Source organism: Halobacillus sp. B23F22_1 (assembly GCF_043497005.1).
Taxonomy (GTDB): domain Bacteria; phylum Bacillota; class Bacilli; order Bacillales; family Halobacillaceae; genus Halobacillus_A.
Window position 1 is genome coordinate 849,935 of record NZ_JBIEKE010000002.1, and the last position, 15,678, is coordinate 865,612.

Sequence of the window (15,678 nt, forward strand, 5' to 3'; positions counted from 1 at the left end):
GGGGTAAGTAAACCGGGCTGGCTTTTCTATTGCCATGCTTCTATTTTTCGTATGGTACCCACATTCATATCTACGATTTTAAAATGAATTCCTTTTTCTTCTACAATAGTTCCTTCTTTAGCATCGATATCTCGAGTGTAAATCCAACCAGAGATCGTATCCACCTCATTGTGCTCGAACTCTACATTAAAGTAATCATTAATGTCTTGTATCGACGTTTTTCCATCGATAAGATAATGCCCATTTTTCAGTGTTTTAATTTCCCTTTCTTCTTCATGATCATACTCGTCCCTGATCTCCCCAACAATCTCTTCAAGAATATCCTCAATGGTAACGAGCCCTGAGGTTCCGCCATATTCATCAATTAATATGGCCAAATGCGTACGCTCTTTCTGCATGCGTACGAGAAGTTCTTGTATTGCAATGTTTTCAAATACTCTCACTACAGGCTTAATATATGGTTTAAGCAAGCCCATTTTTTCTATATCATCATAGAAAAACTCTTTCATATGAATAACACCTAGAATATTATCTTTATCGCCATCTATTACTGGATATCTTGTATAGCGGTTTTGTTTCATAATGCGGATATTGTTTTTCATCGAATCGTTCGTATCCAGCGCCGCCATTTCCGTGCGGGGTACCATAATTTCCTTAGCCATTCGATTATCAAATTCAAAAATGCGATCTACATACTTATACTCACTGCGGTTGATCTCACCTTGTTTAAAGCTTTGATTTAAAATGTATCTTAACTCTTCCTCAGAATGGACTTCCCCTGATTCTCTTGCTGTAGCAATACCAAATAATCGAACGAGTGCATTGGCTGAACCGTTTAACACAAAGATAAATGGGTACATGATTTTATGAAAAAAGATCAAAGGCCTCGATACAAGTAAAGTTATCCGTTCAGCCTTTTGGATGGCTACCGTTTTTGGAGCGAGCTCGCCTAATACAACATGTAAAAATGTAATAATGGAAAAAGCAATGGCAAATGAAATTGTATGGCTGATCGCAGCTGGAAGTCCGGCTTCACCAATTAAAGGCTGCAGCAGATGATCTAACGTCGGTTCCCCAAGCCACCCTAATCCTAGTGCAGTAATCGTTATTCCAAGCTGACATGCCGATAAATAATCGTCTAAATTATCTACCAGTTTCAACGCCAGTTTTGATTTCTTATCACCTGCGTCTGCTTTTGATTCTAGTTTACTACGGCGGACTTTTACGATAGCAAATTCACTTGCCACAAAGAAAGCTGTCAATATAATTAATACACCCACCGCCAACAGTTTGATGGTTGTTTCCATAGCGTCACATCCCAAATAATAGACATACCGTTCACGAAGGAACAATTTTCAGTTATTATGAGACGAATGCTTCTAATGTATACGAAAACTACAATTGCTTAAGGCTCGAAATGACAATTGACGACCCAACTTGTAATGCATTTTCATCAGGAGAAAGTTTAGCATTATGCAGACCTGCTTCTGAATTCACTCCAAGCCAGAACATAAATCCCGGCATTTCTTTTAACATATAACCGAAGTCTTCCCCCGTCATTGCCGGGCTGGCTTCAACATAGTTAAAATCAAGCTGTTCAGCTATATGGGAAAATCTCCGAACCAGTATTTCATCGTTATTGACTTGATAATAGTTAGCACCATAATCAATCGTTACTTTACAATCATTAGAGATTTCTAATCCTTTAATGATCTTCTCGATTTCCTGTTTAACTTCTTCCATCGCGTTTGGAGACATCGTGCGAATTGTCCCCTCTAGACGTGCGTGTTCTGAAATGATGTTTTGAACTGTGCCGCCGGTAATCTTCCCCACTGTAATAACTGCACTATCCAGTGGATCAACTCTTCTTGCTACGACCTGCTGAAGCTGACTGACTAAAGAACTTGCAGCCACGACCATATCTTTTGTCAGATGAGGATAAGCGGCATGTCCCCCTTTTCCAAGCAAGTCGATAAAAAGCTCACTCGTATTTGCAAAAAGCAGTCCCGCTCTGGAGGATACTGTACCCACTGGAAGCTCCGGGGCAATGTGAAGAGCGAAAATGATGTCAGGTTTCCATTTTTTCATTGGGGCTGATTCAAGCATTGGCTCTGCCCCGCCTGGTCCTTCTTCGGCAGGCTGGAATAAAAATAATACGTGATCCTCAGCAGGATCATTAGCTAAGGCTTCTAATGCAGATAAAGCAATCGTCATGTGAAAATCATGACCGCAGGCATGCATCCTTCCTTCATGCACCGACTTAAATTCGAGGTTGGTTTCCTCCTGCAAAGGAAGTCCATCAATGTCCGTTCGATACCCTATCGTTTTTTTCGGGTTCTTCCCCCTGACTTTTACAAAAATACCCGTACGCCACGTTTCCACCTCAAGATAATCATGTGGCAGCTTTCCGATAAAATCGAGTAAGTATCTTTGGGTTTTCTCTTCTTGAAAACCTAACTCAGGAATTTGGTGGAGATCCCTTCTAATTTGTATAAGCTGTTTTGATTCCATCGTGTCCCTCCATTAGAAATAAGGACCTTGCATGAGCAGCAAGGTCCTTGACTATTAATTATCCAGTTTTCTCAGCTCTTGTTTAATTTCAGTTTTTGATTTCGTTTGGTCATCGATTTCTTTGATAACGCGAGCCGGTGTACCAGCCACCAGCGTGTTTGCAGGTACATCTTCAGTAACAATCGCTCCTGCGGCTACCACTGAACCTTCGCCAACCGTTACACCTTCAAGAATAACTGCATTAGCACCTACCACAACTCCATCTTCAACTACAACAGGCTTAGCAGATGGTGGTTCAATTACGCCTGCAAGAACAGCTCCTGCTCCGATGTGGCAGTTCTTTCCAACAGTAGCGCGTCCGCCTAGAACAACGTTCATATCGATCATTGTTCCTTCCCCAATAACGGAACCAATATTAATAGACGCTCCAAGCATAATTACGGCACCGTCACCGATTTCTACTTGATCACGAATAATAGCACCTGGCTCAATACGTGCATTTACCTTTTTCAAATCAAGCAATGGGATAGCTGAGTTTCGACGATCGTTTTCTAACACGTAGTCTTCAATTTGATCACTGTATTTTTCAAGCAGAGGCTGGATCGCTTTCCACTCTCCAAAAATAACTCCCGAATCTCCAGTAATGAAGTCTTGAACGTCATCACCGAAATCTAGAGATGATAAATTTTTTCCTTTTACATAAACCTTAACTGGTGTTGATTTTTCACTATTAGAAATGAATGAAATAATCTCATTAGCATCCATCTGTTTCATATGTAGCCTCCTCGTTTCTTTAGGTTTCATTCTTTACTTTATCAAAGCGAATTATGTGTGACAAGAATTTTCGCTATTAACCATTTTTAGGTAGTCGTAAAATCAATAAAAAGCTTATAACTGCTAAAATTAGTAAACCAACATAGACCTGGTGCAATCCATTCGTAAGCCCTTCTCTAAATACAGTTAATGCCTGAGCGCTTAACTCTGAACGTGCTTCTTCATTTAATAGAAGATTTGTGGAGTCGACAGAGTACTCTTGATCTAATCCTTCCTGCTCTAGAGACTGGTGAATACGATTATTTAGCAGTCCTCCGAGAACGGCTGCACCTAGAGCACTACCTAAAGTACGCATAAACATGTTAGATGCTGTAGCTATTCCTCGCATCTTCCAATCTACGGAATTTTGAATAGAGACAATAAAGGATGTCGTTGAAAAACCCATCCCGATCCCGATAAATAAAGAGCCAACAGCTGCAAAAACAGGTCCTTTTTCCGGAGAAAGCAAAGAAAACAGCACAGCGCCGATAATTAGTGAACAGCCGCCAACGATTGAAGTAAAACGAAAACCAGCTTTTAATAATAACCTCCCGGCTAAAGTAGCTGCAATCGGCCAGCCAATCGACATCGTTGTTAAGGTAAAACCTGCAACTGTAGCAGACTGCTCCATGACCCCCTGGACAAAAGCCGGCAAATAACTGGACACTCCAATAAGAATCATACCTGTCGTTAATGAAGTTAAATTGGCGTAACGAATGGAGCGGTTTTCCCATAAATGAAGGGGGAGCATCGGCGTTGAAGTTTTCTTCTCAGCTTGCCTAAATAAAATAAAACTTCCGAGAGCTGTAAGAAATAAAATGAGCATTTCTAATGATAACCAGGCAATTCCGATGCCTCCCTCCACTAACATAAGAACCACCAGGCTGACCATTAACATAACGTAGATCGAACTTTTGTAACTAATGCGAGCTTCTTGCTTTTCAACGTCTTCCTTAAAGAAGAGCATGACACCGGTTAATGCAAGCATTCCTAAAGGAAGATTCATCCAAAAAACGAATGGCCAGCTTAACACATCGACGAAAAAACCGCCCAGCAACGGACCGGTAACAGCTGATATCCCCCAGACACTAGACAAGTAACCCTGTATTTTAGCACGTTCTTCTTTAGAGTATATATCACCAACAATGGTTGTAGCGATTGGCATTAAAGCCCCTGCTCCCAGTCCTTGAACAAACCTGGCAGCGATTAACACAACCATCCCATTAGCAAGAGCCGCAATAATCGAACCGAGCAGGAATAAGCAGATCCCCAGCATAAAAATCGGTTTACGGCCATATGTATCTGACAGTTTTCCAAAAAGCAGTACAGTGGAAGCATTAGTCAGTAAATAAGCTGAAAACACCCAGCTATACAGACTGAAACCTCCTAAATCAGCAACAATGCCGGGCATTGCCGTTGATACAATTGTCGCTTCGATAGCTGCTAAAAACATAGCAAGCATAATTGAAGCGAGCACCAATCCCCTCCTCATAAAAAAACCCACCTCACTTCCTTCATAAACCTCTTTCATCGTAGAAAAAAGAAAGGACGCCCAAAACGGGCGCCTTCTCCTATAACATTTTTTCATTTTCGTTTCCGTTATGCTCTCTTCAATGTCTCATGATAATATTTGCTGAATTGTTTTAATATGGTTCGTCTTGTGATAATGCCGTCAAACTCTTCATCTGCATTAGTCACACAGATAAATGGATGATCAATTAATTTATGAAGGGCATCTATCATTGAATTTTCTTTTTTTAAGCATGGTATTTCTTTGTTCATTACTTGCTCTACTGTTAAATCATTTAGTCGGTTCAATTCAAACTGCTCAATTCCTAATGTTTCCTCTAATATCATGGATTTACTAACGACACCTTGAAATTTATTATCAGCATCTAACACTGGAATTGCTGAATAACCTGTTTTTAATAAAACGAGTAATGCATGATCAAGAGGATTATTAACTTGAACGTGTGCGACTTTCTCTGCAGAGATCATTAGTTCTTCAACTACTGGAAAATTCACTTCATTACTTTGAACACTTATCATACTACATGAACACTCCCTAATACCTTTCTCACTGAAGGAGCAAAAGAAACGAGCGACAAATTATACATACTTATCCTAACATAAATTCTTCTAATTCACGAATTGGGCTTCCTTTTTTTTCTTATTTAACTGTATAATTCACCTACTTCTACCCTATTTCATAAGGTAGTTAAACCCCTGATCTTTAAAATTTTAAAAAATATGCTTATACTGGTAGAAGAAGTACAAGACAACGATCTTTTATTTCAATTAAAAGTTGGGGATGAAAATTAAATGATGACACACACATTTTCTAGAAGAGAAGAAATCGCTAATGCCGTTACTCATGGTATTGGAGCGATATTAAGTGTTGCAATGCTTATACTGCTTATCGTATTTGCTAGTTTGCAAGGAACAGCCTGGCACATCGTTTCGGTTAGCATCTATGGAGGGACGATGCTTCTTTTATACGTGTCCTCAACACTAGTGCATATTTTCCCTCCAGGAAAAGCAAAAGATATCTTTGAAATCTTTGACCATTCTGCGATTTATCTATTCATTGCTGGAACTTACACGCCAATGCTTCTTCTGCCATTAAGAGGATCCTTAGGTTGGACGTTATTTGGGATTGTGTGGGGAATAGCGATCTTAGGGATTATTTTTAAAGTATTTTTCGTAAAGCGATTTGTTGTGCTTTCAACAGTGTTTTACGTATTAATGGGATGGCTCATTATATTAGCATGGGGGCCGTTAACCGCTGAAGTACCAGCTGCAGGTATTACTTATCTTGTGGTAGGGGGAGTGTTATATTCCATCGGCTCTATTTTTTATGTGTGGCGAAGTTTTACATACCATCATATGGTGTGGCACTTATTTGTTTTAGGCGGATCGATCTTTCACTTCTTCACGATCTTCTTTTACATTATTTAGAAAACGTGCGGTTGTCACCGTAATTGCAGAAGAATATGCTCCTAAAGATAAATGAGAAAACATCGTCAGACATTCGAAAAAAGGGTGCAGGAAACTGACTCCATATCCACTCTTTTTTACACAATAGGGGTAACGTCCCTACAAACAAAAGAAGCTGCTTAAAGGCAGCTTCTTTTTTGTTGAGAAACCGTCGTTTTCTCTTTTAGTTCGAAAGTGAAAACATTCCTTACCTTATCAAGAGGAAGGGTTTTAGGAAACGACTCTCTTTCCAAGGGCGAACGGTGTGCCTCCTCAGGCTTATCAGCCTTCCGGGGTCACACCTTATTCGTCTCTCGCTTAGGAGTCTCGCCGTTTCCTAAAACCCTTTTTTGAAAAGTGATTACTAGACGTAATGGTGTTTAAGACCTTCTTTTCCCCAAGGTTCCGTGATCCCACGATTCCGAGCGTCTCTTAAGATTAAAAGGAACGGAAAAAGTGCCGACTCCTGCGGGACGAGCAGACAGGAGAGGCCCCGGAGATCGAGGAGACTTTCCGCCTGCCCCGCGGAAAGCGGTACTTTTTCCTGTTCCTTTTCTTCAGACTAAGAGAGGAACCATAAGATACAACGTGTACGTCCATTCAAGCTTTTTAACAGCCTGAGAAGCTGCTTGAAGTCAGCTTCTTTTTTGTTTATCTTTTAAACGATATAGTAGATGATTAAAACGGAAATTGATTCAGCCATTGGCCGCCATCTAAAGTAACGACTTCTCCATTCATATATGAAGCTTCATCTGATAAGATAAAGCGAGCTAAACCAGCAATCTCCTCTGGTGTACCTAAGCGGCCTAGAGGGATAGATTGCAACGTGCGTTTTGCCGCTTTCTCTGATTCGAAGAGTTTATCCGCTCCCCCAGTTCTCTCAATGGGTCCCGGAGCGATGGCATTGGCACGGATACCGTACCGGCTCCCCCACTCAACTGCAAGTGTTCTTGTCATCGCAAGTACACCTGCTTTTGCTGAAGCAGAATGAATAACACCCGCGCCAGCGTTCCACGCATATGTAGCAACCATATTTAGGATCGATCCTTTGATTCCTTGATCAATCCAGTACTTGCCTACAGCTTGGCTGCAGTAAAAAGTGCCATTTAGAACGATATTAATCACCGAGTTCCAGCCGTTAGGAGATAATTTCTCTGCTGGTGAAATAAAGTTCCCCGCTGCATTATTAACTAAATGATCAATCCGGCCAAATGTTTCGACCGCTTCGTCTACCATTCGATCTGCATCCTCTACCTTACGTACATCCATTTCTATAAGAAGAAGCTTGTCTTCATTTCCTTGCGCAATTTGCTCCTTGGCTTGTTGGAGCCGATCTTTATTTCTTCCTGTTATGGCAACTCTAGCTCCTTCTTCAAGAAATCGTTTTGCCATATAAAGCCCCATCCCGCTGGAGCCGCCTGTCACAATAATCACTTGATTCTCCATTAAACATCCCTCCGTCTATACTACATTCCATATAAAAAACTGAATTCCTGTTCATTTTTAAAAAAACTTGTGAAATCTTTTGTTATATTTCATAGATAGTAAAAGTGGTATAATGACGAAAGTAAAGAACGGGGGCATCTAAATGACGATGACACGGAGACGTTTTATTAAAAATATAGTGTACAGCGCACTCGGCTTTCTAGGGTTATCCGGGGGCGGTTATTACTATGCTCGTTATATGGAGCCGGCCATGCTTACTACCCAGACTTATACATGGAAGCACCCGAAGATTCCTGCATCTTTTAATCAAGTAAAAATTGTTCAATTCTCAGATATACATTTAGGTTTTCACTATTCAATGGATCAATTCAAAGATTTAATTCAAAAATTAAAAGCTGAGAAACCTGACTTGCTTGTGTTTACTGGTGACCTGGTTGACGAACCTCAACGTTATCACTTCAGTTCTGAAATTCCTTCTCTATTAAATGAACTTGAAGCGCCTCTAGGGAAGTTCTGGATCTATGGAAACCATGATCATGGCGGATATGGAACAGAAAAACTAGAAGCAGTGATGTCAAATGGAGGTTTTACTTTATTAAAAAATCAAGTAACTGAGATAAAAAAAGATGGAGATTCTATCTCTCTTGCTGGTTTAGATGATATTATGCTGGGCGCGCCAAATATTGCAGGTACTTTGAACCAATTGAACGACGATACTTTTTCAGTATTGCTCGTTCACGAGCCAGATATTGCTGATCGCGTCAAAGACTATCCTGTCGATGTACAGCTTTCCGGCCACAGCCACGGGGGCCAGGTGCGAATTCCTGTGATTGGATCTATGGTTACGCCACCCTATGGAGAGAAATATGTAGATGGTAAACACTTAATCAGCGACCGGCTAACGTTGTATATCAGCCGTGGTATTGGCACAACTCGAATGCCTTACCGCTTCTTGTGCAAGCCTGAATACTCCATTTATACGTTACACCCTAACCCTTAACAATTGTGTGACAACCAGAGAACCATGACATCTCTGCACCTAACAGGTGGTAAACTGGATCCAGGGAGGGGAATTATGAAGCAGATAACTTGCGTTTTAAGCATACTTATTTTTACATTAACGGCATGTGGTTCACCGATCGAGGAAAACATGTCCAGGGACGTAGAAGATTTCGAAGGTACTAACCAAGACGGAGAGACAATTACATTTCCCGACCATTTCGAGGGAGATTATTGGATAGCTAATTTTATTTTCACAAGGTGTGACACCGTGTGTCCACCTATGACAAGTAATATGTCGCGTTTACAACAACAGTTAGAAAAAAACCAATTAGAGACTCCACTTGTTTCCTTTTCTGCCGATCCTGAATATGATACAGAAAAGAAATTAAAAGAATTTGCAAACCAATTTGAGGCTGATTTTGCCACGTGGGACTTTATGACAGGATATGAATTTCAAGACGTCAAAGAACTATCGATTAAATCCTTTCAATCTCCCTTAAATCAGTTAGAAGATTCGGACCAAGTGGCACATGGAACAAGCTTTTTCCTTGTAAATCCAGATGGAAAAGTTATAAAAAGCTATGATGGAACAAAAGCGAAAGAAATGGGTAACATTCTAGAAGATGTTAAGAAATTACAGTAATATTTTGCAAATATGACTGCTTTCAGCTAAGATTGAAGATACTTTAAGAAAGGAGGACATGTATGTACTCAGATCATACAAACCGCGAATTAGCAGAATCTTTATTTATAGTAAACCGCCATGCCAAAACAGCACCACAGCCTAAGCATTTATACGATATAAAAAAACAAGCCATCTCCAAGCTGCTCAAAGAAAATAAAGCCAAAAAGGTAGGCCTTCATTTCTCTGAGCATCCAAAATTCAGTAAACAGCATTCGACCCTGCTCATAGAAATAGGCGGGTATTATTTTCATATTCCAGCTGAAAAAAAAGATTTTGATCAGCTTAAGCATTTAGGCTCCGTTGACCAATCCTACCGAAATCCAAAACCTAAGCTGTCATTATCCAAAGCGAAACGAGTACTTTATGATTATTTAGGTTGGGACCAAAAAAAAGTAAGAACCACTTCAACTTCTTACCAATCCTCCCCTTCGTTGTTAGGTCAACAGAATATCACCCCGTGGAATCAACGACATAAACGCCGATAAGCAGTCCAGAATTCTGGACTGCTTATCTTATGTTTCGTTCGCTTTTAAAAAAGGTATGTACCCCAGTAGGAGGGGATAATATGACAATGAATGCTATGGACGATTTTCTTTACCACTTAAAGCGTTATATGGAATATACAACAGAAATGAGATCTTCGTACGAACATTTATCAGATCATGAAAAAAAAATTATCTTAGAGTCCCACCCGGATGGAAATAGTCCAGAAGTGATTTCTAAGCAGGTTTACCAATGGCACGATACATTATTTAAAAGAATGGAAAAAGATAAATAACCAGCCTCAAAAACGAGAGGATACAGCATAAAAAATCCGAACGATTTTATAGCTAATGAGTTCGGACTTTTTATGTTAAAGTAAAATGTACACCGCTCCATCAAAACCCTTTACTTTCCCTGTGGACGGTTTCAGCTTCCTTAAGAAGCAAAGAAACGATATCCTGGCGGGAACTTCGGCTTGTACTGTTTCCACCTTTAACTGCGCTAATGAACTGCGTTTATACGTTCGTTCATTTATTGACATCAATGCTATTTAAATTCCCAGGATTTTCTAATTAATATGGCTGTCAATTGTTTGGATTAGGTTTACTATTTCCGGTTTAGAGATTTGAGCATCTGCGCCTACTTTTTCTCCTTTGTGTTTTAAATCTTGAGTAATCAAAGAAGAAAAAATAACAACCGGCATTTCCTTCAAATTTTCATGCTCTTTTACGAGCTTTGTAAAATGGTGTCCATCCATTCTTGGCATTTCGATATCGGTAATGATAAGCTGATATTCTTCGAGTGCCTCTTTCCCCACATCTGCTAGTTGAATTAAGTGGTCATAAGCAGCCTTTCCATCTTCGAAGCAAGTAGTATGAACGTATCCCGCTTCATTCAAAGTTTCTTTCAGCAGACCCCTGAGTAATCCTGAATCTTCTGCAATCAATATCTTTTTATTTGAGCGTTCTCTTTTCCCTAATTCCTGGATTTGCTCAGAATGAACACTTGTCTTCGGGTTAATATCAGCTACCAATTTTTCAAAATCCAGCAAGAGCAGCAAATCTTCATCTTTTTTAATAACACCCGTTATTTGTGTTTCGAGTCCTTGATACATTTTCCCCGGCTTCTCTATTGATTCCCAAGAAATACGGTGGATCTGTGTAACAGTATGTACGTGAAATACAATTTTAGTTTGATTAAACTCGGCTAAAATAAATTTGTCCTGCTCCGGATGAGTTGAGGTCTCAAATCCTAAGGCATGAGCTACATCCACAACAGGTACAACATCTCCACGAATTTCAATAATCCCTTCCAGTGCCTGATGAGGATGCGGGATTTCAGTAACTGGTAAAGGATTAAGAATTTCTTTTACCTTAATGACGTTAATACCAAATCTATTGTTTCCTATGCTGAATTCTACAATTTCCAACTCATTCGTTCCACTTTCTAATAATATTCCTTGTTGGTTCTGCATATGTGATTCGTCCTCTCCCTCATTACATGCTTATCTTTAGAAGATACCACAATCTCTTCTTATGTAGTACCTAAGAACGACTAAATGACAAATAAATGGTTCTTTTGGCATAGTTAATTAAAAAATAAGTCTTAAACAAAACTGAATAAAGCATAAAATCATCCGAACGATTTGGAGAAATCCATCCGGATGATTTATGTTTAAGAGCCCCCATCTGCTCCACTGTGGCAGCATTTTGACTATGCTAATGAGCTGTGTTTATCTTAGTTAAATGTTATCGCATGCCATCCTTACTAGAATCTATAAAAATTAAAAATTCATAAACTGTCTTATTACCCAATTTATATAATTGTATGTTAACGGAAAAATCAAAAACATATAGAAATCCCCATGGTTACGCCCAAGCTGGTAGGAGACCGCTTTAATCATTACGTATAATTAAGTATACGATTAACCCGACGACTGGGAAAAACAATGTTCCAAGAAGAACAACTAATGTATAGCCCTGACTTTTTCCTTTTCGAATAGAATCACGATAGGCCCATACACTTGTCACTATATTTAATATAAAAAGAACTAAACCAAATAATATAAATAATATAAAAAACATTCCTATTTCCAATTCTTCCACCTCCTCTATAATATACGAGAAAGTGAAAAGAAACGTTTCAGTTTATGCGGCTTTTTTCGACCTTTTTCTTATGATGGTTGCCATCTTTTTCACACTTTTAACAAACACGAGTAAAAGCCCAAACGTACTCATAGCCAATAGACTGATCGACCAGAAATAAGCAGGTAAATTCGCAGTCTGTGATTCGTATGAATAGCGGTCTATTAACTGTAGAAAAAGAAATCCCACAAAGATACAATTTACATAGCTTAAAAGGACCAGCCAATTCTTTGCTGCCAACCATTCAATCAACGGCTTAACTATCCACATAGTTCCTGCCATAAAAATAAAAACGAGACTAAACAATAAATGCCAGGCCTCTAACCCAAAAATCCGCAGCAAGTCTTCATCAAACCAATTGTAAACAGCGTCTAATATTGAAAAGTCAATCATCGCAAATTCTCCCTTACGTTTGCTTTTCATCATTTTAGACACCGGCATTAAATATTATACTTAAGGGTTGAAGCTGACTTCATATCCTTTTTTCTTTATCCATTTCAGTCCTTCCCGCCTGCTGAGCGGGCGCATTTCGTGATTTTGGATGAATGCCGCAACTGCTGTCGGGCAGGACTTACTATATTCACGCAGCGACCATCCAATCGCCTTTTCAATAAAAAACTCTTTTTCATGCTTAAGCTCTCTAATCGTTTGAAAAAGCAGTTCTTCATCTGTGTGTTCTTTACTTTTCAATTGAAAAAGCAGACTCGCCCTTCTCACCCATAAATTAGAAGAGCGAGACCACCGTATAGTTAAAGGATGAAGATACTGTGAATGGGATGTAAAGTAATTACCACATAGTTGAGAGCTGATCATATCAACCGTATCCCACCACGAATGTTGAGAGATTAACTCCTTGTATATGCCTATAGATGATATAGGAGTAGAACGACGATAGCTGTTTAGTAAGGTTAAAGCGGCATAATGGCATTCTCTTTCTTCCTCTTTATAAAGAAGTTCCACCACTTCCACAGTTTCTGCATAACTTCTCTCTGGAAAGAGCGCCATCACTTCTTTGATAATCTTTTTTCGCTCAGGTGTTTTAATACCATAAAAAGAAAATTTATTTTTCATATATTGTTCCATTCGAAATCGCTGATCTTCATTTCGATTTGCTTGAAATGCAGTTACAATTGATTCATGTATAGCATGGCTTCTACTCATCTGCCCTCTCCCTTTCAAGAAACAATAAAAGAGTTTAAATCACTGGCTCTATTTTTGGTATCCTCATAACCCAGCTGGTATAAATGGTGAAGCTTATTACGGTTTCTTTCAATCCGATTCACCTTTAGAGGCTGAGTGGGACGAATGACAAACGCCTGTTGTGAGATTTCTAAATGTCGAATAGTTTCCATCGTTTTGTTATAAAATGAATGGCGGTTTTTCAAAGCTTGAACAAAATTAGGATAGTCTTTATATTTCCGCTGGAAGTACCAATTCCACTTCATCTTCGGCTTAATATACCCATCATTCCTTGTTAACACAATCACATGCTTTTTATTACCGAATTCTATAGAGTGCTGTATAGGGATGGGATCTGCAATGCCACCATCCATTAGTTCATGGCCTAAATAAGAAATACTAGGAGCTATTAAAGGAAGTGAGCTTGTAGCCCGCATAATTTTCAATAAACTTTCACGATCTGGAAAATCGTTATAATAAACGGGCATGCCTGTCTTCATGTTCGTCGTGCCTACTACAAAGTTAGTGGATCGATTCATAAACGACTCATAATCAAAAGGCACTAATTGATTGGGCAGTGTGTCAAAAATAAAATCCATCCCAAACAATTGCTTGTGGGTCATCATTCGTTTAAACGATATGTATTCAGGGTGATCGCCGTATTCGACGAGCACTTTGTAATTCCGTCCTCTCTGCTTCGCCACATAGGAACTTCCGTTACAAGCTCCCGCTGAGGTGCCTGCTACATACGAAAAATGAATATCCTCATCGAGTAAATAATCGAGTACACCTGCTGTATAAGCTCCTCTCATTCCTCCTCCTTCTAACACTAAACCAGTATGCTCCATAACCCCCATCCTTTCTACCTATTAGTTTACCACGAACTGAAAAAAAGCAGCCACGAATGCGGCTGCTTTTTCATTATGATATGATCAGTTTATCATTTCGTTTTTATCTGTGTTTTTTACTCTTTTTTCGTCTAATTGGTCATCGATTTTGTCTAAGGCTTGTTGATCATTTAATAATTCTTGTTTATTCTGATCGACGAGCTCTTCAAATGAGATTCGGTTCGGTCTCATGATCAAAACTCCTTTCCTTCAACTTCAATTTCATTGTAACAGAAAAAATAAAAGATAAATCAAAATTGTTTGAACATTTTGTTAACAATTGTGGAGGTAGTATAATGCAGAAAAAAATAAATCATAAGCTTTTAGATATTCAGATTTCAGGCATACGGCAATTCTTTAATATGATCGGGCAATACGAAGATGTCGTTTCTTTAACGATAGGCCAGCCAGATTTCTCTACACCCGATCATGTAAAAAACGCAGCGATACATGCTATCCAACATGATCGCACGACTTATACTCATAATGCAGGCATTGCAGAACTCCGCAGCGCGATCAGTGACTATGTCCATGACAGTTTCAACTTACAGTATAACCCTCTTAATGAGATCATAGTAACCGTAGGAGCGTCCCAGGCCATTGATATTACGCTTCGTACAATTATAGAGCCTGGAGATGAAGTTATTCTCCCAGCTCCTATATATCCGGGTTATGAGCCATTAATAAAACTTGCAGGCGCTACAGTAAAATATGTAGACACGAGTCAGAATCACTTTAAGTTAACAGCTGATCTACTTGAAGAAGCCATTACAGAAAAAACGAAGTGTGTTATTACTCCTTATCCTTCAAACCCTACAGGAGTATCCTTAACAAAAGAGGAGCTTCGTGACATTTCAAAGATTATTCAGGATCACGAGATTTTTATGATTGCAGATGAAATATATAGTGAATTAGTCTATGATCAAGTTCATACGTCCATCGCCTCATTTACGGACATTCGGGACCACGTGATTGTCATTAATGGAGTTTCTAAGTCTCATGCAATGACGGGGTTCAGGATTGGTTATTTATTGGCCCCTGAATGGCTGGCTCAACAAATTCTTAAAGTGCACCAGTACAATGTGTCTTGTGCCACTTCGATCAGCCAATATGCAGCACTAGAAGCTATATTGAATGGAAAGCATGACCCAGAGGTTATGAAAAACGCTTATCAAGAAAGACGCGAATATGTAATGAATCGACTGGATAAAATGGGATTAGAATACATCGTACCTGATGGCGCATTTTACATTTTCCCAAAATTCTCTTCTGAAGAATCAACGTTTAAAGCCGCCGTGGATTTAGTGGAAAAAGCCGGAGTAGCCCTTGTTCCTGGAAGTGCATTTTCTTTCTATGGTGAAGGATATGTAAGATTATCTTATGCTTATAGTAAATCAACTCTGGAGAAAGGCCTTGACCGGTTAGAACAATATTTAAAGAGCTGACCTTTTGTAAAAATTCATTAAATTTTAGTGACAAACGGACATCTTCTAAAGAATTAGAGTATTCTTATGGTAAAATAGGGATGTAACCATTGGATTACTATGGCTTT

At 39.2% G+C, this 15,678-nt stretch carries 18 protein-coding genes; 6 read left to right on the forward strand and 12 right to left on the reverse strand.

Annotated elements, in window-relative coordinates:
* Window positions 1-26: 26 nt before the first annotated feature.
* From ACGTNH_RS12115 to cbpB, 5 genes are all read right to left on the reverse strand, one after another.
* The gene (locus ACGTNH_RS12115; RefSeq protein WP_394587114.1) at window positions 27-1,307 is read right to left on the reverse strand and encodes a hemolysin family protein; all 1,281 of its coding nucleotides are present in this window, start codon (window positions 1,305-1,307) and stop codon (window positions 27-29) included.
* Between the two features lie 88 nt (window positions 1,308-1,395).
* Window positions 1,396-2,511: an N-acetyldiaminopimelate deacetylase gene (locus ACGTNH_RS12120; protein ID WP_394587115.1), complete on the reverse strand. Its 1,116-nt coding sequence runs from the start codon at window positions 2,509-2,511 to the stop codon at window positions 1,396-1,398.
* Window positions 2,512-2,565: 54 nt separating this feature from the next.
* Window positions 2,566-3,285, reverse strand: coding sequence for a 2,3,4,5-tetrahydropyridine-2,6-dicarboxylate N-acetyltransferase (gene dapD, locus ACGTNH_RS12125; RefSeq protein WP_394587116.1), 720 nt, complete (start codon window positions 3,283-3,285; stop codon window positions 2,566-2,568).
* 76 nt (window positions 3,286-3,361) lie between these two features.
* Window positions 3,362-4,855 carry an MDR family MFS transporter gene (locus tag ACGTNH_RS12130; protein ID WP_394587698.1) on the reverse strand — a complete coding sequence of 498 codons (1,494 nt, stop codon included), beginning with the start codon at window positions 4,853-4,855 and terminating at the stop codon, window positions 3,362-3,364.
* 68 nt (window positions 4,856-4,923) lie between these two features.
* Complete coding sequence (cbpB, locus tag ACGTNH_RS12135; RefSeq protein ID WP_394587118.1) at window positions 4,924-5,373, reverse strand: cyclic-di-AMP-binding protein CbpB; 450 nt, start codon at window positions 5,371-5,373, stop codon at window positions 4,924-4,926.
* Between the two features lie 273 nt (window positions 5,374-5,646).
* Here cbpB and trhA point away from each other — a divergent pair, with 273 nt between their 5' ends.
* Window positions 5,647-6,282: a PAQR family membrane homeostasis protein TrhA gene (gene trhA, locus ACGTNH_RS12140; RefSeq protein WP_394587119.1), complete on the forward strand. Its 636-nt coding sequence runs from the start codon at window positions 5,647-5,649 to the stop codon at window positions 6,280-6,282.
* 696 nt (window positions 6,283-6,978) lie between these two features.
* On the opposite strand, the gene fadH is transcribed toward trhA, so the two are convergent.
* Window positions 6,979-7,746, reverse strand: coding sequence for a 2,4-dienoyl-CoA reductase (fadH, locus tag ACGTNH_RS12145; protein ID WP_394587120.1), 768 nt, complete (start codon window positions 7,744-7,746; stop codon window positions 6,979-6,981).
* 142 nt (window positions 7,747-7,888) lie between these two features.
* On the opposite strand from fadH, the gene ACGTNH_RS12150 reads away from it, so the two are divergent.
* The 4 genes from ACGTNH_RS12150 to ACGTNH_RS12165 all read left to right on the forward strand — a co-directional run bounded on the left by ACGTNH_RS12150 (window position 7,889) and on the right by ACGTNH_RS12165 (window position 10,211).
* Window positions 7,889-8,746, forward strand: a complete 858-nt coding sequence (locus ACGTNH_RS12150; RefSeq protein WP_394587122.1) for a metallophosphoesterase — start codon at window positions 7,889-7,891, stop codon at window positions 8,744-8,746.
* A gap of 75 nt (window positions 8,747-8,821) precedes the next feature.
* Window positions 8,822-9,391, forward strand: a complete 570-nt coding sequence (locus ACGTNH_RS12155; protein WP_394587124.1) for an SCO family protein — start codon at window positions 8,822-8,824, stop codon at window positions 9,389-9,391.
* 62 nt (window positions 9,392-9,453) lie between these two features.
* Window positions 9,454-9,918, forward strand: coding sequence for a YkyB family protein (locus ACGTNH_RS12160; protein WP_394587125.1), 465 nt, complete (start codon window positions 9,454-9,456; stop codon window positions 9,916-9,918).
* Between the two features lie 80 nt (window positions 9,919-9,998).
* Entirely contained in the window at window positions 9,999-10,211 is a 213-nt protein-coding gene (locus ACGTNH_RS12165; protein WP_394587126.1) for a hypothetical protein, read from the forward strand.
* Window positions 10,212-10,484: 273 nt separating this feature from the next.
* Here ACGTNH_RS12165 and ACGTNH_RS12170 read toward each other — a convergent pair whose 3' ends face one another.
* The 6 genes from ACGTNH_RS12170 to ACGTNH_RS12195 form a co-directional block, all read right to left on the reverse strand.
* A complete protein-coding gene (locus ACGTNH_RS12170; protein ID WP_394587127.1) occupies window positions 10,485-11,390 on the reverse strand; it encodes a chemotaxis protein in 906 nt (301 codons plus the stop codon).
* 421 nt (window positions 11,391-11,811) lie between these two features.
* Window positions 11,812-12,021: a PLDc N-terminal domain-containing protein gene (locus tag ACGTNH_RS12175; protein WP_394587128.1), complete on the reverse strand. Its 210-nt coding sequence runs from the start codon at window positions 12,019-12,021 to the stop codon at window positions 11,812-11,814.
* Window positions 12,022-12,063: 42 nt separating this feature from the next.
* Window positions 12,064-12,453, reverse strand: a complete 390-nt coding sequence (locus ACGTNH_RS12180) for a hypothetical protein (protein WP_394587129.1) — start codon at window positions 12,451-12,453, stop codon at window positions 12,064-12,066.
* Between the two features lie 60 nt (window positions 12,454-12,513).
* Window positions 12,514-13,221 carry a DNA alkylation repair protein gene (locus tag ACGTNH_RS12185; protein WP_394587130.1) on the reverse strand — a complete coding sequence of 236 codons (708 nt, stop codon included), beginning with the start codon at window positions 13,219-13,221 and terminating at the stop codon, window positions 12,514-12,516.
* Window positions 13,222-13,235: 14 nt separating this feature from the next.
* Window positions 13,236-14,087, reverse strand: a complete 852-nt coding sequence (locus ACGTNH_RS12190) for a patatin-like phospholipase family protein (RefSeq protein ID WP_394587131.1) — start codon at window positions 14,085-14,087, stop codon at window positions 13,236-13,238.
* Window positions 14,088-14,171: 84 nt separating this feature from the next.
* Window positions 14,172-14,318 (reverse strand): FbpB family small basic protein, encoded by a 147-nt coding sequence (locus ACGTNH_RS12195; protein ID WP_394587133.1) that lies wholly within the window; start codon window positions 14,316-14,318, stop codon window positions 14,172-14,174.
* 104 nt (window positions 14,319-14,422) lie between these two features.
* Here ACGTNH_RS12195 and ACGTNH_RS12200 point away from each other — a divergent pair, with 104 nt between their 5' ends.
* Complete coding sequence (locus ACGTNH_RS12200; RefSeq protein WP_394587134.1) at window positions 14,423-15,571, forward strand: aminotransferase A; 1,149 nt, start codon at window positions 14,423-14,425, stop codon at window positions 15,569-15,571.
* Window positions 15,572-15,678: the final 107 nt, after the last annotated feature.